This is a genomic window from Ruminococcus sp. NATIVEDY160, from assembly GCF_045819885.1.
Taxonomy (GTDB): domain Bacteria; phylum Bacillota; class Clostridia; order Oscillospirales; family Acutalibacteraceae; genus Ruminococcoides.
This window is the reverse complement of the sequence record NZ_CP162391.1, coordinates 1,358,053-1,378,495: the sequence shown is the minus strand read 5'-3', so window position 1 is coordinate 1,378,495 and position 20,443 is coordinate 1,358,053. Positions and strand designations below refer to the sequence as shown.

At 53.3% G+C, this 20,443-nt stretch carries 21 protein-coding genes; 8 read left to right on the top strand and 13 right to left on the bottom strand.

Features of this window, described 5'->3' with window-relative positions; genetic code table 11:
- Genes AB1I49_RS06735 through AB1I49_RS06720 form a run of 4 tightly spaced genes read left to right on the top strand, consistent with a single transcriptional unit; the run spans window position 1 to window position 4,086 of the window.
- Window positions 1–1,026 (top strand): M20/M25/M40 family metallo-hydrolase, encoded by a 1,026-nt coding sequence (locus AB1I49_RS06735; protein ID WP_407720504.1) that lies wholly within the window; start codon window positions 1–3, stop codon window positions 1,024–1,026.
- On the top strand, window positions 1,019–2,050 hold the full coding sequence (locus AB1I49_RS06730) for a M42 family metallopeptidase (RefSeq protein ID WP_407720503.1): 1,032 nt from the start codon (window positions 1,019–1,021) through the stop codon (window positions 2,048–2,050). Before AB1I49_RS06735 ends, AB1I49_RS06730 begins: the two co-directional genes overlap by 8 nt.
- Entirely contained in the window at window positions 2,047–2,814 is a 768-nt protein-coding gene (locus AB1I49_RS06725) for a GNAT family N-acetyltransferase (protein WP_407720502.1), read from the top strand. Before AB1I49_RS06730 ends, AB1I49_RS06725 begins: the two co-directional genes overlap by 4 nt.
- A gap of 9 nt (window positions 2,815–2,823) precedes the next feature.
- Window positions 2,824–4,086, top strand: a complete 1,263-nt coding sequence (locus tag AB1I49_RS06720; RefSeq protein WP_186834095.1) for a methionine gamma-lyase family protein — start codon at window positions 2,824–2,826, stop codon at window positions 4,084–4,086.
- A 49-nt stretch (window positions 4,087–4,135) separates the two neighbouring features.
- On the opposite strand, the gene AB1I49_RS06715 is transcribed toward AB1I49_RS06720, so the two are convergent.
- The 11 genes from AB1I49_RS06715 to AB1I49_RS06665 form a co-directional block, all read right to left on the bottom strand.
- On the bottom strand, window positions 4,136–4,774 hold the full coding sequence (locus tag AB1I49_RS06715) for a V-type ATP synthase subunit D (RefSeq protein WP_186834094.1): 639 nt from the start codon (window positions 4,772–4,774) through the stop codon (window positions 4,136–4,138).
- Window positions 4,775–4,786: 12 nt separating this feature from the next.
- Window positions 4,787–6,160 (bottom strand): V-type ATP synthase subunit B, encoded by a 1,374-nt coding sequence (locus tag AB1I49_RS06710; protein ID WP_186834093.1) that lies wholly within the window; start codon window positions 6,158–6,160, stop codon window positions 4,787–4,789.
- 14 nt (window positions 6,161–6,174) lie between these two features.
- Window positions 6,175–7,929, bottom strand: a complete 1,755-nt coding sequence (locus AB1I49_RS06705) for a V-type ATP synthase subunit A (protein ID WP_407720501.1) — start codon at window positions 7,927–7,929, stop codon at window positions 6,175–6,177.
- Between the two features lie 25 nt (window positions 7,930–7,954).
- On the bottom strand, window positions 7,955–8,545 hold the full coding sequence (locus tag AB1I49_RS06700; RefSeq protein WP_316617363.1) for a V-type ATP synthase subunit E: 591 nt from the start codon (window positions 8,543–8,545) through the stop codon (window positions 7,955–7,957).
- 27 nt (window positions 8,546–8,572) lie between these two features.
- Window positions 8,573–8,881, bottom strand: coding sequence for a V-type ATP synthase subunit F (locus tag AB1I49_RS06695; RefSeq protein WP_186834090.1), 309 nt, complete (start codon window positions 8,879–8,881; stop codon window positions 8,573–8,575).
- Between the two features lie 10 nt (window positions 8,882–8,891).
- Window positions 8,892–9,311, bottom strand: coding sequence for an ATP synthase subunit C (locus tag AB1I49_RS06690; protein ID WP_186834089.1), 420 nt, complete (start codon window positions 9,309–9,311; stop codon window positions 8,892–8,894).
- A gap of 18 nt (window positions 9,312–9,329) precedes the next feature.
- Entirely contained in the window at window positions 9,330–11,270 is a 1,941-nt protein-coding gene (locus AB1I49_RS06685; RefSeq protein WP_407720500.1) for a V-type ATP synthase subunit I, read from the bottom strand.
- A gap of 23 nt (window positions 11,271–11,293) precedes the next feature.
- Window positions 11,294–12,328, bottom strand: coding sequence for a V0D/AC39 family V-type ATPase subunit (locus AB1I49_RS06680; RefSeq protein WP_316610765.1), 1,035 nt, complete (start codon window positions 12,326–12,328; stop codon window positions 11,294–11,296).
- A gap of 16 nt (window positions 12,329–12,344) precedes the next feature.
- Window positions 12,345–12,653 carry a hypothetical protein gene (locus AB1I49_RS06675; RefSeq protein WP_186834086.1) on the bottom strand — a complete coding sequence of 103 codons (309 nt, stop codon included), beginning with the start codon at window positions 12,651–12,653 and terminating at the stop codon, window positions 12,345–12,347.
- Between the two features lie 97 nt (window positions 12,654–12,750).
- Window positions 12,751–14,112: a PFL family protein gene (locus AB1I49_RS06670; protein WP_405318531.1), complete on the bottom strand. Its 1,362-nt coding sequence runs from the start codon at window positions 14,110–14,112 to the stop codon at window positions 12,751–12,753.
- Window positions 14,113–14,126: 14 nt separating this feature from the next.
- A complete protein-coding gene (locus tag AB1I49_RS06665; protein WP_186834084.1) occupies window positions 14,127–14,396 on the bottom strand; it encodes an ACT domain-containing protein in 270 nt (89 codons plus the stop codon).
- 142 nt (window positions 14,397–14,538) lie between these two features.
- Here AB1I49_RS06665 and AB1I49_RS06660 point away from each other — a divergent pair, with 142 nt between their 5' ends.
- The gene (locus AB1I49_RS06660; RefSeq protein WP_407720499.1) at window positions 14,539–15,360 is read left to right on the top strand and encodes a histidinol-phosphatase HisJ family protein; all 822 of its coding nucleotides are present in this window, start codon (window positions 14,539–14,541) and stop codon (window positions 15,358–15,360) included.
- A gap of 91 nt (window positions 15,361–15,451) precedes the next feature.
- Here the strand turns inward: AB1I49_RS06660 and galU are convergent, their stop codons facing one another.
- A complete protein-coding gene (gene galU, locus AB1I49_RS06655; RefSeq protein ID WP_407720498.1) occupies window positions 15,452–16,324 on the bottom strand; it encodes a UTP--glucose-1-phosphate uridylyltransferase GalU in 873 nt (290 codons plus the stop codon).
- Between the two features lie 14 nt (window positions 16,325–16,338).
- Window positions 16,339–17,391: an RING finger protein gene (locus AB1I49_RS06650; protein ID WP_407720497.1), complete on the bottom strand. Its 1,053-nt coding sequence runs from the start codon at window positions 17,389–17,391 to the stop codon at window positions 16,339–16,341.
- Window positions 17,392–17,544: 153 nt separating this feature from the next.
- Here AB1I49_RS06650 and prfB point away from each other — a divergent pair, with 153 nt between their 5' ends.
- Genes prfB through AB1I49_RS06635 form a run of 3 tightly spaced genes read left to right on the top strand, consistent with a single transcriptional unit; the run spans window position 17,545 to window position 20,430 of the window.
- Window positions 17,545–18,663, top strand: a complete 1,119-nt coding sequence (gene prfB / locus AB1I49_RS06645; protein WP_186834081.1) for a peptide chain release factor 2 — start codon at window positions 17,545–17,547, stop codon at window positions 18,661–18,663.
- A 38-nt stretch (window positions 18,664–18,701) separates the two neighbouring features.
- The gene (gene thrH, locus AB1I49_RS06640) at window positions 18,702–19,304 is read left to right on the top strand and encodes a bifunctional phosphoserine phosphatase/homoserine phosphotransferase ThrH (RefSeq protein ID WP_186834080.1); all 603 of its coding nucleotides are present in this window, start codon (window positions 18,702–18,704) and stop codon (window positions 19,302–19,304) included.
- A gap of 37 nt (window positions 19,305–19,341) precedes the next feature.
- Complete coding sequence (locus AB1I49_RS06635) at window positions 19,342–20,430, top strand: ubiquitin-like domain-containing protein (protein WP_316610670.1); 1,089 nt, start codon at window positions 19,342–19,344, stop codon at window positions 20,428–20,430.
- The last annotated feature ends 13 nt before the right edge of the window (window positions 20,431–20,443 follow it).

The window sequence follows — 20,443 nt, the reverse complement described above, 5'->3', positions numbered from 1 at the left end:
ATGATGGACTTAAAAGAAATAATATTCGCCCTCTGTTCGGCGCAGGGCGTTTCGGGCAGCGAGGAATCCGCCTGTGCTGTGGCAGCGCGATACTTAGAGCCGTATTCTGAGGTAAGAACCGACCACAACGGCAATCTATTCGCCACCCTCGGCAACCCCGACGCGAAGAAAACCGTTCTCCTTGACGCGCACCTCGACAGAATAGGTCTGATTGTCACTGATATCAACGACAAGGGCTTTGTCAAGGTCGACAAGTGCGGAGGAATGGATATCCGCGTGCTCCAGAATGCAGTGCTCACCACAGAGGACGGTCTGACAGGCACGGTCTGTTCCCTGCCGCCGCACCTTTCTGACGGCAGCGAGGACAAGGCGACTCCGATCAATAAAATCTGGCTCGACTTCGGAATGAGTTACGAAGAAGTCAGCCGCAAAATATCTGTCGGTGACAAGCTGACCTTCCGCGAGCAGCCGACGGAGCTTCTGGGCGGAAAAATCACATCACCTGCGCTCGACAACCGCTGTTCCGTGGCAGCTCTTATCCGCGTCGCGGAATTACTCAGCGGCAGGGAGCTTGACTATAAGGTCATTATTCTCCTGAGCGCTCAGGAGGAAACCTACGGCTCGGGCGCAATGACGGGCGCGTTTCAGATTGATGCGGACGAAGCGATAGTAGTCGACGTTAGCTTTGCAAACCAGCCTGACGTTTCGGGACAGTACGGCAATATTGAACTGAATAAAGGCCCCATGCTCGGTTACTCGCCGATTCTCAACCGACAGATGACCGAGAGGCTCAAGGCTCTCGCCGAGAGCGAGGGTATACCCCTGCAGTATGAAGCTATGTCGGGCAGAACGGGCACCAACGCCGACCATATCTCCGTTACAAAGAGCGGAGTAAAGACCGCCATGCTCTCGATTCCCGAGAGGTATATGCACACCCAGGCGGAGGTCATGCACCCGGACGACGCGGAGCGTACCGCAAAGCTGATTTCGGCTTATATTCTCAGCGGAGGTGCTTTTGATGATTGATTACACACTGCTGCGAAAGCTCTGCGCCGCAGACGGTATCTCGGGCGACGAGGGAGAGGTTCGCGACTTAATCATAAATGAAATAAAGGACTGTGCCGACGAAATCAGAATCGATAATCTCGGCAATATTCTTGTACATAAAAAGGGCAGAGATCGCGCTGAGAACAAGCTGATGCTCTCAGCTCACATGGACGAGGTCGGACTTATGGTGACGGATATCACGTCCGACGGCTTTCTCAAGTTCGACGAGGTCGGCGGTCTTGATCGCAGAGTCGTTGTCGGCAAGCGCGTCCGCGTCGGCAGGAACGGCGTTATCGGCGTTATCGGCATAAAGCCCGTCCACCTTACAAACGGCGATGAGAACGCGGCGATTCCGGCGTACTCCGAGCTGTATATCGATATCGGCGCTGACAGCCGCGATGATGCTCTGAGCGTTGTCGGAATAGGCGACAGCATTTGTTTTGACAGCGAGTTTGCCGAAACTGAGAGCACGATACGCTCCAAGGCTATCGACGACCGCTTTGGCTGTCTTGTCCTGATTGAGCTTATAAAGAGCGATCTGAAGTACGATACCGACTTTGCCTTTGTTGTACAGGAGGAGGTCGGACTGCGCGGCGCAAAGGTCGCGGCGTACAGCATTGACCCCGAATTCGCTCTTGTGATAGAAACCACTACAGCCGCCGATATCCCCGAGATCGAGCCGACAAAGCAGGTCTGCACCCTCGGCGAAGGCGCTGTTGCCTCCGTGATGGACAGAACAACGATTTATGACAAGGGACTTGTAAAGGCGGCGTTCGAAACGGCTGACGAAATCGGCGTCAAGGCTCAGTACAAGCGAGCCGTAGCAGGCGGCAACGACGCGGGAATTATCCACAAGTCAAACGGCGGTATCCGCACCCTCGCTATTTCTCTCGCGTGCCGCTACCTTCACGCGCCTAACTGCGTGGCAAATAAGTCAGACTGCGAGAGCGTCATGCTCCTCGCGCACAAGATGGCTGAGAAAATCGCGGGCGGTGAGCTATGATACAGGCTGTCACCGAAAACACTGACTTTGCGGGCGCTATAAGGGCTTTTTCGGCTCTTGACCCGTTCGCCTGCCGCATTCTTTCGCTGTACCAGAGCTACCGGCCCGAGCTGGTTTTTGTCGACTATTGGCTCCAGCTCGACGATGAAAGCGGTGCCGTAACAGGCGCTGTAGCCCGCAACGGCTCGAATTTTATATTATTTCTGACCGACAAATCCGATTTAGACGAGGTTTCGTCGTTCGTGCGCGTCGGCGGCGCGGCAGGGATAATCTGCAGCGGCAGCTACGAGCTTGATCTTAACATGAAAACAACAACGGGCGCTGTTCTCGTGCGCAATACTCCGTTTGAGGAGGACGGGGGTCTGAGATTTGTCGAGCCTGACCTGCGCGCGGCGTATGAGCTGATTTTCGGCTGTGCCGACGAGAACTTCCGTCCGCCCGCGTTCGAGGATTTCTACGTTGACGTGAACCACAAGCTGCGCCACAACGCGGCGCGTATCTGCGGAATTGAGCATGACGGCAAGCTCGCGGCTCTCGCCATGACGGTTGCCGAAAGCGACGACGGCGCGGTTTTAGGCGCTGTCGCCTGCGCACAGGAGTTCCGCAGGTCCGGCTTTGCTTCCGCTGTGGTGAAGCACATCACAAATTCTCTTATCAGCGAGGGTAAGAACGTATTTCTCCACCGCGCGAAAAACGCGAACGTCAGCTTTTACAGCGGACTCGGCTTTTCCGAGTGCGGCACATGGCGAGAATATCTTTTATAGGGTGATTATTTGAAATTTTTTGATATTGACGAACGCATACTTGAAGCATCAGAGAAGGCCATGGCGCTCTGCGCGGACAAGCTGCGCGAGATAGATGAAATCCAGGAATACCATCAGGTGAAGATGATAAAGGCGTTCCAGAACGCGGGAGTGCGCGAGAGTTACTTCTGCGCTTCCACGGGCTACGGCTACGACGACTTCGGCAGAGACGCTCTCGACAGGGTATACGCCTTCGCCTTTGACGCCGAGGACGCTCTTGTCCGCCACAACTTCGTGAGCGGCACCCACGCGCTGACGGTAGCTCTGTTCGGCGTTCTCCGCCCGAACGACACTGTTCACTGTGTGACCGGAATGCCTTACGACACTATACGTTCCGCGATCGGCATCGAGGGCAACTACCCCGGTTCGCTCAAGGATTTTAACATCAACTTTGAGATGACCGACCTGCTGCCCGACGGCACCGTCGACTATGAACAGGCTGAGCGCGACATCGCCGCAAAGCAGCCGAAGATGGTGTATATCCAGCGTTCGCGCGGCTACAGCCTGCGCGCGACTCTGACATGGCGCGAGATAAAGAAAATCTGTGATATCACAAAGCGCGTGTCGCCGAAATCGATCATCATGCTCGACAACTGCTACGGCGAGTTCGTCGAGAAGGTTGAGCCGCTCACGATAGGCGTTGACCTCATGGCAGGCTCGCTTATCAAGAACCCGGGCGGCGGTATCGCTCCCACAGGCGGCTACATTGCAGGAAAAAAGGAGCTTGTCGAGATGTGCGCCTACCGACTGACCACTCCCGGTACGGGCAAGGAGATCGGCGCGACTCTCGGCGTTAACCGCGAGATGTTCATGGGTGCATATCACGCTCCTCACGTCACGGGCGAAGCGCTCAAGACTGCGGTTTTCGCGTCGGCGCTCTTTGAGCTGCTCGGATTTGAAACCACTCCTAAGTACAGCGACGACAGGGGAGATATTATCCAGCTTATCATGCTCGGCGACGAGGAAAAGCTCATTTCCTTCTGCGGCGGAATCCAGAGCGGTTCTGCGGTCGACAGCTTTGTTCAGCCGATGCCGTCCGATATGCCCGGCTACGAGAGTCAGGTTATTATGGCGGCAGGAGCGTTTACACTCGGCTCGTCTATCGAGCTTTCGGCGGACGCACCTCTGAGAGAACCGTACGCCGTGTGGATGCAGGGCGGACTCAACTTCCACGGCGGCAAGCTCGGCATCATGCTCGCGGCTGACCGCGTGCTGAAGGACATGAATAAATAGTATTTAAAAATGAAAAAGGCAAGCAGCGCGTTAACTGCTTGCCATTTTTTTATGCGCTTTCGCTTTCGCTGTCCCTGAGCTTTTTGCGCTTGATGACCTTGAGGCGGCTGAACTCCTCTCTGTCCTTTTCGTCGAGAGCGTCGGTGATGAACTTGACGGTTTCCTCAAAGCGCGGAATCATGATGTTTTTCAGAGCGTTTGCTCGCTTCTGGGTTTTCTTGATGGAATCCGCGAGGCGGTAAACGCTGTTTTCGATCTCCGCGAGCTCAACGGTGAGGTACTTTACCTTCGAGAAGAGGATAAACGCCTTGTCGATAGCCGCGTTGGTGGTTCTTGTGCCGTAGTGCAAAAACTCGTAATGCTCAACCTCGTCGATGGTGAGAATCGGAATCTCAACGCCCATGACGCTGCGCGAATCGAGGTGCAGACCGTCCTCAACGGGTATAGCGTTTGATATCTCCTCGCAGAAGCCGTTTGAGATATTCGCGGTCTGGAGGGCGATGTACGCTTCCTCGTACGCGCTGTCGATTTTTTCCTGAATGGCGTTTGCGTGGTCGATAAGCGTCATCATCTCTCTGATGAGAATGTTGCGCTTGCGGTCGAGCAGCTCATAGCCGTTCTTGGCGAGCGAGAGCGATTTTTTGGTATTCATTAAGTTACCCTTGGTGGGTACTGCCTGTACAGCCATGACTACACCTTCTTAGCCCTTGTAATAAACGTCGAGAACCGCGTCGTCAACACGGTCAAGCTCAGCTCTGGGCAGGGTCGACAGAAGCTCCCAGCCCAAGTCGAGGCTCTGTTCAATGCTTCTGTTCTCGCTGAAGCCCTGGTTTACGAACTTCTGCTCAAAGAGCTTGCCGAACTCGATGTATTTCTTGTCGATCGGGGAAAGCTCCTCCTCGCCGATAACCGACGCGAGCGCGCGCGCATCGATAACCTTTGCGTATGACGCGAAGAGCTGGTTCGCGAGTGGCTGATGATCAGCGCGCGTGTAGCCTTCGCCGATGCCGTCCTTCATCAGACGCGACAGCGACGGCAGAACGCTTACGGGCGGATAGAAACCCTGACCCTGGAGTGTGCGGTCGAGAACGATCTGACCCTCTGTGATGTAGCCTGTGAGGTCGGGAATGGGGTGGGTGATATCGTCGTTCGGCATGGTGAGAATCGGGATCTGAGTTACCGAACCCGAATGACCCTTGATCATGCCCGCTCTCTCGTACAGAGAAGCGAGGTCGGAGTAGAGATAACCGGGATAACCCTTTCTGCCGGGGATCTCGCCCTTTGAGGACGAGAACTCACGCAGAGCCTCGGCGTAGGAGGTCATGTCTGTCATAATGACGAGAATGTGCATATCGAGCTCAAACGCGAGGTATTCCGCGATGGTCAGCGCGCATCTCGGGGTAAGCGTACGCTCGATAATCGGGTCGTTACTGAGGTTGAGGAGCATGACGACTCGTGAGAGAACGCCGCTTTCCTCAAAGCTCTTGCGGAAGTACTCCGCGACGTCCTTCTGAACGCCCATCGCCGCGAAAACAACGCCGAAGTTAGTGCTGTCAGCGCCGCTGATTTTCGCCTGACGCACGATCTGAACCGCGAGGTCGTTGTGAGTCATACCCGAGCCTGAGAAGATAGGCAGCTTCTGACCGCGGATAAGCGTCATCAGTGTGTCGATCGTCGAGATACCGGTGTTGATGTAGTTCTTGGGGTATACTCTCGAAACGGGGTTGATAGGCGTGCCGTTGATGTTAGCTTTTTTGACGGGGAAGATGTCGCCTAGACCGTCGATAGGTCTGCCGGCGCCGTCGAGCACTCTGCCGATGATCTCGGGAGAGAGCGGCATTTCCATCGGGTGACCTGTCAGGCGGGTGCGGGTATTCTTGAGGCTGATTCTTCTCGTGCCTTCAAAGACCTGCACGACGATCCTTTCGCCCTCAATCTGAACGACACGACCCTGTCTTGTGGAGCCGTTTTCGAGCTTAATGTCTACAATTTCTTCGTTGGAAACGCCCTTAACGCCGTCGATAACAATCAGCGAGCCGTTGATTTCTTTAACGCCAACATAATCTATAATCATTGCGCGTTTCCTCCTTACTTCAATAATTCGCCGAGCTTGAGGTCAATTTCTTCAATATAACCGTCAAACATCGAGAGTCTGTCATTGGGGATATCGTATTTCATCTTGGTGAGCTTGTCAAAGAGTCCGAGCTGTGAAATCTTCGAGAGCGGAATCTCGCGCGCGACGACTTCCTTTGCCTTTGCGTGCAGGTGAAGAATAACCTTCATCATCAGCTTCTGCTTCTCGAGGGGTACGTATGTATCCTCGGCGTGGAAGGCGTTCTGCTGCAAAAAGCCTACGCGGATAGCTCTCGCGGTTTCGATAACGAGCTTCTGGTCGTCGGGAAGTACGTCGGAGCCGATGAGCTTTACGATCTCCATCAGCGAGCTTTCCTCCTGGAGCAGCGCGCTGATCCTGTTTCTGTACTCAACGAAGTCGTCGCCGAGGTGTTCTCTGAACCACGGGTCGAGGTCGTTGAAGTATTCGCTGTAGCTGTCGATCCAGTTGATAGCGGGATAGTGACGGGCGTAGGCGAGAGCCTTGTCGAGCGCCCAGAAAACGCGTGTGAAGCGCTTTGTGTTCTGGGTGACAGGCTCAGAGAAGTCGGAGCCCTGGGGAGAAACCGCGCCGATAATGGTAACGGAGCCTTCGTCGCCGCAGAGAGCCTTTACACGTCCGCCGCGCTCGTAGAACTCTGCAAGACGCGAGGGCAGATAAGCGGGGAAGCCTTCCTCGGCGGGCATTTCCTCGAGTCGTCCCGAGATCTCACGCAGAGCCTCAGCCCAGCGCGACGTGGAGTCTGCCATCATAGCTACGTGATAGCCCATGTCGCGGTAATACTCAGCGAGTGTGATGCCCGTGTAGATAGAAGCCTCACGCGCCGCAACGGGCATGTTGGAGGTGTTCGCGATGAGCACGGTTCTGTCTGTCATCGGGCGGTTCGATTTCGGGTCGATAAGCTCGGAGAATTCCTCGAGAACCTGGCTCATTTCGTTTCCGCGCTCGCCGCAGCCGACGTAGATGATGATGTCCGCGTCGCACCACTTTGCGAGCTGGTGCTGGTTCATGGTCTTGCCCGTACCGAAGCCGCCGGGGATAGCCGCCGTGCCGCCCTTGGCGATGGGGAAGAGTGTGTCCATGATTCTCTGACCCGTGATCAGCGGGATAGATGGCGTGAGTCTGTCCTTTACGGGACGCGATGTTCTGATAGGCCACTGCTGGCAGAGCTTGAGCTCGTGCTTTTCGCCGAGGTCGTCCTCGATGACCGCTACGGTGTCAAAGATTTTATATTCGCCGTCGGGCTTTACCTCTGTGACAACACCCGAGAGGTCGGGGTGGAGCATAAGTCTGTGCTCGATGATCGGGGTTTCGGGTATGGTCGCGTAGATATGACCGCCATCGAGCTTGTCGCCTATTTTGATCTTCATTGTGACGTTCCAGAGTCTTTCGGTGTCGAGAGATGTAACTGAAGCGCCTCTGTTGATAAACGCGCCTGCCTGTTCCTCGATAGCCTTCAGGGGACGCTCGATGCCGTCGAAAATGTTGTCGATGATACCCGGTCCCAAAAGCACGTTCATCGGAGCGCCCGTACCCGTGACGGGGTCGCCGGGTTTTAGGCCTGTTGTTTCCTCGTAAACCTGGATAGTGGTGAGCTTGTCGGTGATGCCGATTACCTCGCCGACGAGGTTCTGAACGCCGACGTGAACCATTTCCATCATCTCAAAGCTGTCGGTGTCACTGACGGTGACAACAGGGCCGTTGATTCCGTATATTACATTTTGATTCATATTAATTTAATTCCTCCCTTTCGGCTTATAGTACGGAAAGGGTGGCGTTTTCGATAAACCACTCCCGCTGTGCTTCCAGCTTGGTGTCAAGGGTTTCGTCGGCGATGATAGCCATTTCGGGGCAGTAACCCTTGATACCGCCGATTTTGATGGTTTTATCAGCCTTTGCCTCAACTTTGCCCGCAAAGAAGTCCCTGAAGCTCTCTGCGGTGCCGAGGTCGCGCTCGTTTACATAGAGCACGCAGTCCCTGTCGCCGAAAAGCTCCGCGATAGCCTTTGCGCTGTTGCAAAGCCTTTGGGTATATTCGTCTGTTTTGGTGAAGTCGATCAGCTTGTCAGACGCTTTCGAGAATATCTCCCCGGTCATCTTTGTGCGTTCGACAAAGAGCTCCTTCTGACCCTCCTGGGTCTTTTTAGCGAGGACAGCCATCTCATGGTTACGCTTCTCGTGCAGCTTATCCTTGATCAGACGTTCGCTGTCACGGCGCGCGGTTTCCTCAGCTTCCTTGATCCGTTCGGATTTAAGCTGCTTGACCTCGGTCTGCAGGAGCGTGCTTTGCGCCTTGGCGTATTTTTTGATCGCCCTCAGAAAGTTATCGGTTTTATTTCTTGCCATATCATTACCTCAGTTCCATGATAACGCTTACAGCTTTACGCCGATGGCGTCCTGAACGTATTTGGTGATGCTGTCCTTCGTTCTGCCGTTTCCGTGACGGTCGGGAATTTCAACGATAAGCGGCTTTTTGCGGTTCAGCTTGAGGTTGTAAACTATGTCGGGACAGAGCGAAACGAGCTTTTCCGTCATCAGAATGACCGCGATATCCTCGTTCTCGATCGCCTGCATCAGTTCTCGTCTGACCTCTTCCTCCTCGTGAACCACAACGCCCGGAATTCCCGCGAAGCGCATACCCATTTTGGTATCGACGTTATCACTGATTAAATAAAATTTCATGGTTTCTCACTTAGCTGTTGATGATAAGCATTGAAACCAGTACGCCGTAGAGCGCGATACCTTCGCCGAGAGCGACGAAGATGATCGCCTTACCGAACGCCTTGGGATCCTCGCTTGTTGCGCCGATAGCCGCGGGAGCAGCGTTTCCGACAGCTACGCCGCCGCCGATACAGGCGATACCTGTAGCCGCAGCTGCCGCGATGTACTTCATGCCGCTGGCGTCAGCTGCAGCGGAAGCGTCGCCTGCAGCGTTTGCAACGATCGGGAAAATAACACAGAGAGCGAATACGGCAGCAAAGGAAGCGAGCTGCATAAGAAGTGTTCTCTTTCTGCTCTTGCCGCGGGAAACAGCCTTGACAGCGAGGACAACGGAGCCTACCAGGAAAATAACGGGGACAGCAGAGAATAAAAGATTAAAAAGAATAGACATAAAAATAACCTCCAAAAATTATTCAATATTTAACTTAACGGGATTGAAGGGTCTGCCTTCACCCGAATAAAAGCGGTTGAACATCTCGTAATACTCGAGTCTGAGTACCTGAATTGAAACGAGCAGGGCTTCGAGCGCCATAACAAGCGCGTTGCCGAAAATAATGATGATCCAGTAGGGAATGCTGAACTCACCGCCTGCGGTTTCGGCAAGCGTGAATACGACGAGCATCATGCCCGCGTGAACCAGTACGAATACGCCGATTCTAAGGAAGCTCATTGTGTTGGTTACATAGCCGAGCAGCACTTCGATGGATTCAAAGATGTTTTCGACGATATATCCGCCCCAGCTTTCGGGCTGCCAGTCCTCTTTGCCGTTGACCAGATCTCCGAGCGGTTCCGCAAAGAAAATCAGTATAAACGGAAGCACGATCAGACCGAGAATATAGAACAGCGAAACCACGTGCCAGCCGAGGAAAACCTCAGCGACGACGGCGAAGATAGCCGCGCCGTAGAATACGATTCCCGAAAGACCGCTTGTGCCGAACAGCGCCTTGCCGAGATTCTTCTGCCTCAGCGAAGAAAAGACGTTGAGGAACATTGCGACGATCAGCAGGATAACGCCAATGCTTATCGCCGTGAGGATAACGGAGTTCGTGTTCTCGGGGTTCATTACCTGCATCGGCTTTTCCTCAAAGCCGAGGGCGTGGAACATGGGGTCGAGCAGGTGCTCGAAGCCGAACACAGAGCCGAAGACAGTTCCGAATATCGCGGAGGAAATTCCGCAAGGGAAGAGTATCCTGCCGACCTTCATCTTTTTTATCTTCCACATCAGTATGCCGACGACCGAGAGCAGAAGTCCCTGTCCCAGATCGGCGAACATTATGCCAAAGATCACGACATAGGTAAAGGCAATGAAGAGCGTCGGGTCGATCTCGTTATACTCAGGTACGCCGTACATTTCGGTGTAGAACTCAAAGGGCTTTGCGAGGAAGCAGTTTTTGAGCCTGACGGGCGGGCGCTTATCCAGCTCGTTCTTTGCATCGGAGAAATCTACCTCGATGCTGCGTATCTTCTTGAGTCTGCGGCTGAGCTGCTTTTTGTTCTCTGTAGGAACCCAGCCGACGATGATGAAGCTGTTGTTGTACTGGAGCGCCTTGTTTCTTATGCTCGCGTAGAGGTAAAGCTCCTCGAGCTTGGAGAGATAATTTGTTATCTGTTCCTTGTTTTCGTCGAGGTACTTGTCAAGCTGAGCCTGCGCCTTTTTGACATTTGCTTCGAGCGCGGGGATTTCTTTTTTGTAGTCCTCGATGCGTTCGCGCGGCGTTTCGTTCTCGCTGACGAGATTGCACCTCTCAAAGAACAGCGCCTCAAAGATCTTGTCGATTTCCTCCACCACGTCGAAGGGAGCGAAATACACGCCCCAGCAGTGAGTCTTGTCCTCGGTGCAGACGGCGAAGTCGACATACTCGTTGTCGCGGTACGCCTCGAGCTTTGACATGCTGTCCTTGGGCAGTCTGCCGAAGCGCGCCTTCATGTACTTCATTTTGAGAACCTTCTCGATTTCAACGCCCATGCCGATAAAGTGGCTTGTCACGCTGAGATTCTGTCTGACCTCATTGAGCTTTGCGGCAGCGGTTTCTCTCTTGTCGATCAGCGCGTCGATATCGGCTGTGGTGACGGCGGAGAAGTTTTCCAGATCCTCGACGGAGGGGCTGAAATCGCTGACGTCGGTCAGCGGAAAGCTGCGCTTGGTCTGGTTGAGAGCTGCCTTGAGGTTTGTCAAAGGCTCCGCGAAGGTATTTTTTGTTTGTAAATGTGTGAAATCCTGAACGTTGTCATAGAAATTGCTGACGTCATCTGGCTGGAAAACACCCGACTCACCGAGTGCGGTAATAGCCTCGTCGATATGTTCCATCAGACCGATCACGTTCAGGGCCTGCAGTGATGATACTGCCAAAATTATTCACCTCTTTTTAGCAGTCATCTTATAATCAATGACTGGATTATCGATTTGTCGAGCTGATATCGAATGCCCTCGATCATGCTGATGACGTTTGTCAGCTCTGTTTCGGCGAGAAACATGTACGAAATCATCACAACGGAAGGGTTATCGGAAAAATGAATGTACTTTTTTGCCATGCGGTACTGCACGCGCGGACTGATATCGCTCGCATACGTGTAGCCGATCTTGTTTATCAGCCTGCCGCAGCCCTTGCTCTGCATTATCCTGAAAACCTCCGCCGAGGATTCCGCGGCGCACATTCTGTCGATCATCTTGGCGTTGAGGTCGCTGTACTCGGGAATGAGATTTGTTTTGATGACCTCGGGCGAGAGATTATAATACTTTTTCAATCTCAGGATTTTTGAAAAGATAGTATAATCGTTGATCGTGTAGAACATTTGCAGAAGCTCTTTTCGCTCGGTGCCCTTCGCCTTCTTTTTGATCAGCTCGAACACATTGCCCAGAACATAGGCGTAGAGCTTGTTTTCCATGTAGGAAACGGGCAGCATACCCCTGCGGTCGGGCTTGTAGATTTTGAGTATATCATAATACACCGAACCCGACAGAGCGCTCAGAAACTCGCTGTAATCGCGCGCGTTTGCTAGCTTGTTTATGTCGAGAGAGGTATGCTTGACAAAATAGGCGGGGAACTGGAAAATAAACTTTTCCGTTGAGTTTGAGTTGAGCAAAATGAGAAAACGTATGATTTGCTCAACCTCGGTTTTTTCGACGACGTATCTCGAGAAGCCCTCGCTCATGCTCGAATCGTACCGGCAGAGCGAGTCGAATTCGTAGAACTGGTACTGACGGAGCAGCATTTCGAGTCTGCCTCTGTGGACGTCGCGTTCGTTTACCTCGGAAAGGGCGGAGGAGAAGTGGGTGTGTGATTTAAGATAGACCATAACCTCGGCAACGCTCTGACAGGCGACAATGCTTGAGTAGTCGCGGTCGGTCAGGTGCCTGCCGTACTTTGCCCGTGCCTTTGCGAGGACAGCATAGGAAGTAGTTGACATCCTTACGCCTCCTTTGTTATTCCAGCACACGCCGGACGATTTCGTCAACCCATCTGTCGCAGTTCTGTTCATAATCCATTCTCAGTTTTATCAGCGACGATGCCTGTTTGGCGGTGATATCAGTCCACCGCTTGAAGTAACGTTTTTCCAGATATGCGTTGTTTTTGACTATTTCACGCTTTGCGCTTTCCATATAACTGTTGTAGAGCGCGGCGGCTTCCTGTTCTATCTTCCGTTTTTCCTCCTCGGCAGACTTTCGGTTAGCCTCGTCCATAGCTTTCGCTTCGGTATCCGCTTCTACGATTTTACGAATCATGTCCTGCATATTTTCCTCACCTCCGATATGATGAAATGATATATGTGAACAGGTGAAATTACGCCTTAGATATCAGGTGGAGAATTTGCGCCCGTAGACAAACAGTTTAGTTTTTCAGCGCCTGAAGCGGAGCGGGAATGCGGCCGCCTCTGTTGATGAATACGGCAGGAGAGCCTTCTCTTACAGGCATAACGGGGCCCGAGCCGAGAAGTCCGCCGAACTCGAGCATATCGCCCGCTTTTCTTCCGATAGCGGGGATAAGTCTGACAGCGGTGGTTTTTGTGTTGACCATGCCGATAGCCGCCTCGTCAGCGATGATAGCTGAGATGACCTCGGGTGTGATGTCGCCGGGTACGACGATCATGTCAAGACCGACGGAGCATACCGCGGTCATGGCCTCGAGCTTAGTGATATCGAGATGTCCGCTCTTGGCAGCGGCGATCATGCCCGCGTCCTCTGATACGGGGATAAACGCGCCGCTCAGGCCGCCTACGTGCGAGGAAGCCATAACGCCGCCCTTCTTGACAGCGTCGTTGAGAAGAGCGAGGGTGGCGGTGGTGCCGTGGCAGCCGCACTTCTCAAGACCCATTTCCTCGAGAATGTACGCGACGGAATCTCCGACGGCGGGAGTGGGAGCGAGGGAAAGGTCGACGATGCCGAAGGGTACGCAGAGACGCTTGCTCGCTTCCTTTGCGACGAGCTGACCCATGCGTGTAATCTTGAACGCCGTTCTCTTGACGAGATCCGCGATCTCGGCGATATCCTTGCCTTCGCCGTTCTTTGCAAGTGCCGCGCGCACTACGCCCGGGCCCGAAACGCCGACGTTGATAACGGTATCCGACTCACCGACACCGTGGAACGCGCCCGCCATAAAGGGGTTGTCCTCGGGAGCGTTGCAGAAGATAACGAGCTTTGCGGCGCCGATGCAGTTGCGGTCGGCGGTGATCTCGGCGGTTTTCTTGACTACCTTGCCCATCATCTTTACAGCGTCCATGTTAATGCCTGCCTTTGTGGAGCCGACGTTTACGGACGAGCAGACGAAATCGGTTTCGCTGAGCGCCTCGGGAATGCTCTCGATAAGCGCGTAGTCGCCGCTTGCAAAGCCCTTCTGAACGAGAGCGGAGTAGCCGCCGATGAAGTTGACGCCGAGCTCCTTAGCCGCCTTGTCGAGGGTGTGGGCGAATTTTACGACTCTTTTGCTCTGGCAGGGAGCCGCGACCATGCCGATAGGGGTGACGGAGATCCTCTTGTTGATGATCGGGATTCCGTACTCCTTTTCGATGTCCTCGCCTGTCTTTACGAGATCCTTGGCGCTGCGGCAGATTTTGTCATAAACCTTTGTGCACGCCTTGTCGATGTCCTCGTCAATGCAGTCGAGAAGCGAGATACCCATGGTGATAGTTCTCACGTCAAGGTTCTCGTTATCGATCATATTGATAGTTTCCAGTATATCTCTTGTTTCTAACATAGCTGTCCTCCGTCTCAGATACGGTGCATGCTGTTGAAGATATCCTCGTGCATCAGGTGGATCTGAGTGCCTGTGGACTCTCCGACGGCGTTCAGGTTTTCTCTGAGCTGCTCGAACTCTATCGTAGCCTTGTCGATATCCACGAGCATTATCATGGCGAACATATCCTGGAGCACGCTCTGCGTCACCTCGATGATGTTCACGCTCGCTTTTGCGCAGGCGTCTGAAACCTTGGCGAGAATGCCTACGGTGTCTTTGCCGATGACTGTAATTATAGCCTTCATAACTAACCTCCATGTGCCAATTTTATACATTAAATATGTATGACACATTCTTATTTATTATACAATTTTTCACGCTGAAAGTAAAGTTAAATATTGCAAAAAATAAAGTATTATGATATGATTTTTTCGGGAGTGATAAAACATGAAGCTTTGCGATATGCACACGCATTCCGATAATTCTTTTGACGCAAAAAGCACCGTTGACGAGCTGTGTCAGGCAGCGCTTGATAAGGGCCTTTACGCCATTGCCGTGACCGACCACTGTGAGGCGGAGTATATCTGTTTGGGAGAAAACTGTGAATTCGGCAGCTTTGACAGGCAGATTCCGCAGTCGGTACGGGATATTGATTCCGCAAAAGAAAAATACAGGGACAGACTGCTCGTTTTAAGAGGGCTGGAGCTGGGTGAACCAATGCACGACCCCGAGCAGACAAAGCACGCTCTGGGGTATGCGGACTTTGATTTTATATTAGCGTCGGTACACAACCTCAGAGGGTGTGAGGATTTCTATTACCTCGACTATAAGACCGTTGATATCGATGAAATATTGCGCAGGTATTTTGACGAGCTTATTGAGACCGCCTCGTTTGAGCATTTCGACAGCCTCGCGCACCTGACCTATCCGCTGCGCTACATAGTCGAGAGAGAGGGCTATTATCCCGATCTGACCCTGTACTCCGAGCAGATTGACCGCATTTTCGGTATACTTATACAAAACAAAAAAGCCCTCGAAATCAATGTTTCGGGGCTGTTCAAGCCAATCGGACGAACCCTGCCCGACGAAGCGCTCGTAAGGCGTTTCCGCGAGCTGGGCGGCGGGTATATCACAATCGGCACCGACGCGCATTCAGATGAAATGGTGGGCAAGGGCATTGAGCAGGGCATAAAGGTTGCAAAGGCGGCAGGCTTTACGCATTATACGATATATCGCGAGCATAAGCCGGTTCTTTTGCCGATTGAATAGAACGTGCCGATAAAAATATAAATCGGGTGCGGGTGTCCCGCCCTTAATTTTCAATTAAAAAACGGACGTGATTGCACGTCCGTTTTGCTTATCAAAGGGTTTTTGCGAGATTTTTGATGTATTCGGTGAGCTGATCCTTTGTTTCGGGGTGCTCAAGACCGACTTCGATCTGAGCCTGTAAAATGCCGAACTTGTTGCCCATATCGTAGCGGGTGCCTTCAAACTCAACGGCGACTATGCCTTCCTTGACAGCGATTTCGCGCATAGCGTCCGTGAGCTGGATCTCACCGCCGACGCCGGGTTTTGTGCGCTCGAGAATCTCAAAAATCTCGGGCGGCAGCACGCAGCGGTCGAGGATAGAGTAGAGGGAGAGAACTTCTTCCTTTGTCTTGGGCTTTTCCTTCATATCTGTGCAGGCGAAAACATTGTCGTGCAGGTTCTCGACCTTGAGTGAGCCGTACTTGTGGATCTCCGACTCAGCGACCTTCTTTACGCCGACAACACCCTTGCCGTACTCGCCGTAATGCTCGATAAGCTGAGCGATAGCGGGCTTTTTGCTGATGATAACGCCGTCGCCGAAGAGAACCGCGAAGGGTTCGTTTCCGACAAAGGACTTAGCCTTGAGTACCGCGTGACCCAAGCCCTTCATCTCCTGCTGACGGATAAAGCTGATGTTCGCAAGCTGAGAGATCGATTTAACCTGCTCGAGAAACTCGGTCTTGCCGCCCTTTTCGAGGATCTGCTCAAGCTCGGGCGAGCGGTCAAAGTGATCTGTGATAAGACTCTTTCCGCGGTTTGTGATGATAAGAATATCAGTGATACCTGCGGCGACAGCCTCTTCAACGATGTACTGTATCGTGGGCTTGTCGACGATGGGGAACATTTCCTTGGGTATGTTTTTAGTTGCGGGAAGAACTCTGGTTCCGAAGCCCGCGGCAGGGATAACTGCCTTGGTGATTTTCATAATTTTCTCCTCCGTTAAGCTGTTATACTCGATGACATAATAAAGAAGTTGCAGATATACGAGATAGCGACGGTTGTGATGCCGAAGCTCAGCGCGAGAGGCAGGTTCACGCCGCCTTTTTCCTCGAGCGCCTTGTTGAGCTCGTCGGCGGATTTGCCGCGGTACTCGTCCTTGATTCTGCGTATCCTTTTCATCGAATGGTTGTAGTAAATACGGTTGGCTGTAAGGCCGCTTATCAGCATGAGCACATAGCGAACGCCGTTCAGTATGATCGGAAGGTAGGCGTAGCCCATCTTTCCGAGGAGCGAATAGGCGTAAAGCGGATCGCCTGCAATGTTGTCGGGCGAGGCTGCTGCAAGCTCCCGCACTGCGGACGACCATTCGGGCGTCATGATGATGAAGGTAGAGAGCACGTTTGTGGCGATTACGATCAGCGAGAAGGCGATTCCGATTCCGTACATTTTTCTGTAAAGGAAATATACTCCCGAGAAAATAAAGGCGGCAAATCCGAATTTGCCCTTGCCGAGCTTTCTCAGCTTCTGAAAAACCATCGAGAAATACTGAGTGTTCTTGCCCGTGAACTTTGCGGCTTCGCCTGCGGTGACGTTGTCGCCGACCTCTTCCTTGCTGTCCATACCCGCGAGAGGGTCGAACTGAGGCATACCCGAAGCGCCGAATCCGAACGGCATACCCTGATACGGCGAGCCTTCCTGACGGGGATTCTGTCCGTTGCCGGGCTGCTGAGGATTGTATGCGTTCTCAGCTCTCAAATCGGTGCCGCAGCGCTGACAGACGTCGGTGCCTCTGGGATTCTTGTGGAAGCAGACAGGGCAGAGGATAGTTTCGAAATCCTCGAAAGCAGGCTCCTTCTGTTCATCCCCGGGCTGTCCGGGGTGAAGGCTGTCGAACGAAAAACCTTCCTTATGCCTGTCCTCGTAGAAGCAGTGTCCGAGCTCGTCGTAGCAATCCCTGTGGTGAGGGGTGCCGCATTCGGGGCAGACGACGATATCGTCCGCACTCTCAAACCTCTTGTCGCATACGGGGCAGTTGTATTGCGTAAACTCCATATTAACCTCCGTACTTATAGTCACTAGTTATTATAACAAATTTTATCGGCAAATGCAACAATATTTAACAGATAAAGAAATTTTAATTTTAGTTTACAAGTTTTACCTTTTTTGGTATAATATATAGTTGGTAAAATGAAAGAAGGTATTAGTATGGTACAGTTTGAAGAATTGATGCTGACTTTACAGGCGTTGAAGCCAGACATCGACGACCTCTCGGACGCTCTGGGAATGAAGAGCATGAAGTCCGAGATCGAGCAGCTCGAGCTCAAGGCAACAGAGCCGGGTTTCTGGGACAACGTTGAGAAGTCGCAGCAGGTTTTGCAGAAAACAGGCGCGCTCAAGGGCAAGGTTGAGGCATACGAGGCGCTTGTATCCAAATACGAGGACACCGCGGCGCTAATCGAGCTTGCGAACGAGGAGGAGGACTTGTCACTCCTCGAGGAAGCTCAGGCAGAGGTTGACGAGGTGCGCGGGACGCTCGAGAAGCAGCGTTTGCAGACGCTGCTGACGGGCGAGTACGACAAGAACAATGCCATTCTTACCTTTCACGCGGGTTCGGGCGGCACCGAGGCTCAGGACTGGGCTGAGATGCTCTACAGAATGTACACACGCTGGGCTGAGGCTCACGGCTTCAAGATAAAGGAGGTCGACTACCTCGACGGCGACGAAGCGGGACTCAAGAGCGCTGTACTTCTGATCGAGGGCGAGAACGCCTACGGCTACCTCAAGAGCGAGGCGGGAGTTCACAGACTTGTGCGCGTATCTCCGTTCGATTCGGCGGGCAGACGTCACACGAGCTTTTCCGCGCTCGAAGTAATGCCCGAGATGGACGACAACGTAGAGATCAACATCGCGCCCGAGGACATCAAGATGGACGTATACCGCGCGAGCGGCGCAGGCGGTCAGAAGGTTAACAAGACCTCCTCGGCAGTCCGTCTGACGCATATCCCGACGGGTATCGTAGTTGCGAGCCAGGTCGAGCGCAGCCAGTACCAGAACCGCGACGTTGCCATGAAAATGCTTATCTCAAAGCTCGTTGAGATCAAGGAGCGCGAGCACCTCGAGAAGATCGAGGATATCAAGGGCGTACAGAAGGAGATCACCTGGGGCTCTCAGATACGCAGCTACGTGTTCATGCCGTACACGATGGTAAAAGACCACCGCACCGCATTCGAAACAGGCAATATCCAGGCGGTAATGGACGGCGACCTCGACGGCTTTATCAACGCTTATCTCAAGTGCGCCAGCCAGGGCACGCTTCTGAAATAAATAATTGCATAATCTCACACTGAAAGGAATGTTCAAAAATGTATATAACCTGTCTTGACCTCGAGGGCGTATTGGTGCCCGAAATCTGGATCGCTTTTTCAAAGGCAACGGGAATCGAGGAGCTTAAGAAAACCACACGCGACGAGCCCGACTACGACAAGCTGATGAGATACCGTCTCAAGATCTTAAAGGAGCACGGTCTGGGACTCAAGGAGATCCAGGACGTTATCGCGACTATCGACCCGATGGAGGGCGCAAAGGAATTCCTCGACGAGCTGCGCTCATGCTGTCAGGTAATCATCATCAGCGACACCTTCACCCAGTTCGCTGCACCCCTGATGAAGAAGCTAGGCATGCCGACAATCTTCTGCAACTCGCTTGTAGTGGCTGAAAACGGCGAGGTGACCGACTTCAAGATGCGCTGCGAGCAGTCAAAGCTGACAACCGTTAAGGCGCTGCAGTCCATCGGTTACGACACGATCGCGGCAGGCGACAGCTACAACGACCTCGGCATGATCCGCGCGAGCAAGGCAGGCTTCCTGTTCAGGAGCACCGACAAGATCAAGGCGGACAACCCCGACCTGCCCGCGTTCGAGAGCTACGACGAATTTCTTGCTGCGATCAAGGCGGCAATGGTATAAAATACGGCACACGGCTGTATAAGGGAGAGTTTAGGAAATGAGAACCAAGCGATTGATTTCACTTGTTCCTGTTTTGGCGATATTATTGGCGGCGTTTACGCTTGGCGGCTGCGGAAAGCCAGGCGACCCCGTAAAGGTGACGATTTTTGACTGCGGCAAGTCCGAGACCGCCGAAGGCACCGACGATATGACCGTAGCCCAGCTGCTCGGGGCGGCGGGAATAAACATATCCGACCGCGACACCGTAGAACCCAAACGCGACGCGAGGTGGGTCGACGCGGGAGCTCACGCTATCACCGTAAAGCGCTATGCGAAGGTAAAGGTGAGCAACGGCAGCGACACGAAGGACGTCGAGCTGATAGGCGGCACGGTAGACCTCGCGATATCACAGGCGGGCTTCATGAGCTCTATGTACGACAGCGACGTTGACAAGCGCGAGTACCTCACGGACGGCATGGAGATACACCTGACCATGAGAAAGGACGGCTTTGTGTCCGACGGCAAGACCGCGTACTACATCAGCGGCGGCGAGGTTCAGAAGGGCGGCATAGTCGGCAGCGAGAATGACGGCTACTACTACGCGGACGACAACGGCGTCATAGACACAGGCTACTGCGACGGCGTGAATGTCGGCGGCGTTGACTGGTACGTTATCGAGGGCAGGGCAGGTAAGGCTGAGAGCGATTCCGACAAGACCCTGCACGCCGCGTGCAAGGCGGTTGCAGCCTGCACGGACAGCAAGATGAGCCGCGAGGAAAAGCTCAGGAAGTGCTTTGACTACATAAAGACCTCATATCTCGAGGGTGTGCGCCACGACCCGCCCTATACCGAGATGGATTGGCCGATAGTATACGCAAACGACCTCTATGTTTACGGCAAGGGCGACTGCTACAGCTACGGCGCGGCATACGCGTACATGGGCAAGGCGATAGGCTACACGGAGGTTTATGCCTGCAACTCGGGCGGTCACGGCTGGGCTGAGATCGAGGGCAAGTACTACGACCCCGAGTGGGATATCCACCACAACGAATACAATCATTTCGGAGTATTGCCCGACGACCCGTGCGACGTTAACTACTCAGGCACCCTCGTAATGGGCAAAGCCTGGATGAGAATCAAAATATAGCATAAAAAAAGAG

Excerpts from the sequence above, each read along its gene's own strand:
- AB1I49_RS06690 (WP_186834089.1), bottom strand. The coding sequence starts at position 9,311 with ATGTCTATTCTTTTTAATCTTTTATTCTCTGCTGTCCCCGTTATTTTC.
- AB1I49_RS06650 (WP_407720497.1), bottom strand. The coding sequence starts at position 17,391 with ATGGAGTTTACGCAATACAACTGCCCCGTATGCGACAAGAGGTTTGAG.
- AB1I49_RS06695 (WP_186834090.1), bottom strand. The coding sequence starts at position 8,881 with ATGAAATTTTATTTAATCAGTGATAACGTCGATACCAAAATGGGTATG.
- thrH (WP_186834080.1), top strand. The coding sequence starts at position 18,702 with ATGTATATAACCTGTCTTGACCTCGAGGGCGTATTGGTGCCCGAAATC.
- AB1I49_RS06675 (WP_186834086.1), bottom strand. The coding sequence starts at position 12,653 with ATGCAGGACATGATTCGTAAAATCGTAGAAGCGGATACCGAAGCGAAA.
- AB1I49_RS06665 (WP_186834084.1), bottom strand. The coding sequence starts at position 14,396 with ATGAAGGCTATAATTACAGTCATCGGCAAAGACACCGTAGGCATTCTC.
- AB1I49_RS06680 (WP_316610765.1), bottom strand. The coding sequence starts at position 12,328 with ATGTCAACTACTTCCTATGCTGTCCTCGCAAAGGCACGGGCAAAGTAC.
- AB1I49_RS06705 (WP_407720501.1), bottom strand. The coding sequence starts at position 7,929 with ATGAATCAAAATGTAATATACGGAATCAACGGCCCTGTTGTCACCGTC.
- AB1I49_RS06700 (WP_316617363.1), bottom strand. The coding sequence starts at position 8,545 with ATGGCAAGAAATAAAACCGATAACTTTCTGAGGGCGATCAAAAAATAC.
- AB1I49_RS06730 (WP_407720503.1), top strand. The coding sequence starts at position 1,019 with ATGATTGATTACACACTGCTGCGAAAGCTCTGCGCCGCAGACGGTATC.
- AB1I49_RS06635 (WP_316610670.1), top strand. The coding sequence starts at position 19,342 with ATGAGAACCAAGCGATTGATTTCACTTGTTCCTGTTTTGGCGATATTA.
- prfB (WP_186834081.1), top strand. The coding sequence starts at position 17,545 with ATGGTACAGTTTGAAGAATTGATGCTGACTTTACAGGCGTTGAAGCCA.
- AB1I49_RS06670 (WP_405318531.1), bottom strand. The coding sequence starts at position 14,112 with ATGTTAGAAACAAGAGATATACTGGAAACTATCAATATGATCGATAAC.
- AB1I49_RS06735 (WP_407720504.1), top strand. The coding sequence starts at position 1 with ATGATGGACTTAAAAGAAATAATATTCGCCCTCTGTTCGGCGCAGGGC.
- galU (WP_407720498.1), bottom strand. The coding sequence starts at position 16,324 with ATGAAAATCACCAAGGCAGTTATCCCTGCCGCGGGCTTCGGAACCAGA.
- AB1I49_RS06725 (WP_407720502.1), top strand. The coding sequence starts at position 2,047 with ATGATACAGGCTGTCACCGAAAACACTGACTTTGCGGGCGCTATAAGG.
- AB1I49_RS06715 (WP_186834094.1), bottom strand. The coding sequence starts at position 4,774 with ATGGCTGTACAGGCAGTACCCACCAAGGGTAACTTAATGAATACCAAA.
- AB1I49_RS06710 (WP_186834093.1), bottom strand. The coding sequence starts at position 6,160 with ATGATTATAGATTATGTTGGCGTTAAAGAAATCAACGGCTCGCTGATT.
- AB1I49_RS06660 (WP_407720499.1), top strand. The coding sequence starts at position 14,539 with ATGAAGCTTTGCGATATGCACACGCATTCCGATAATTCTTTTGACGCA.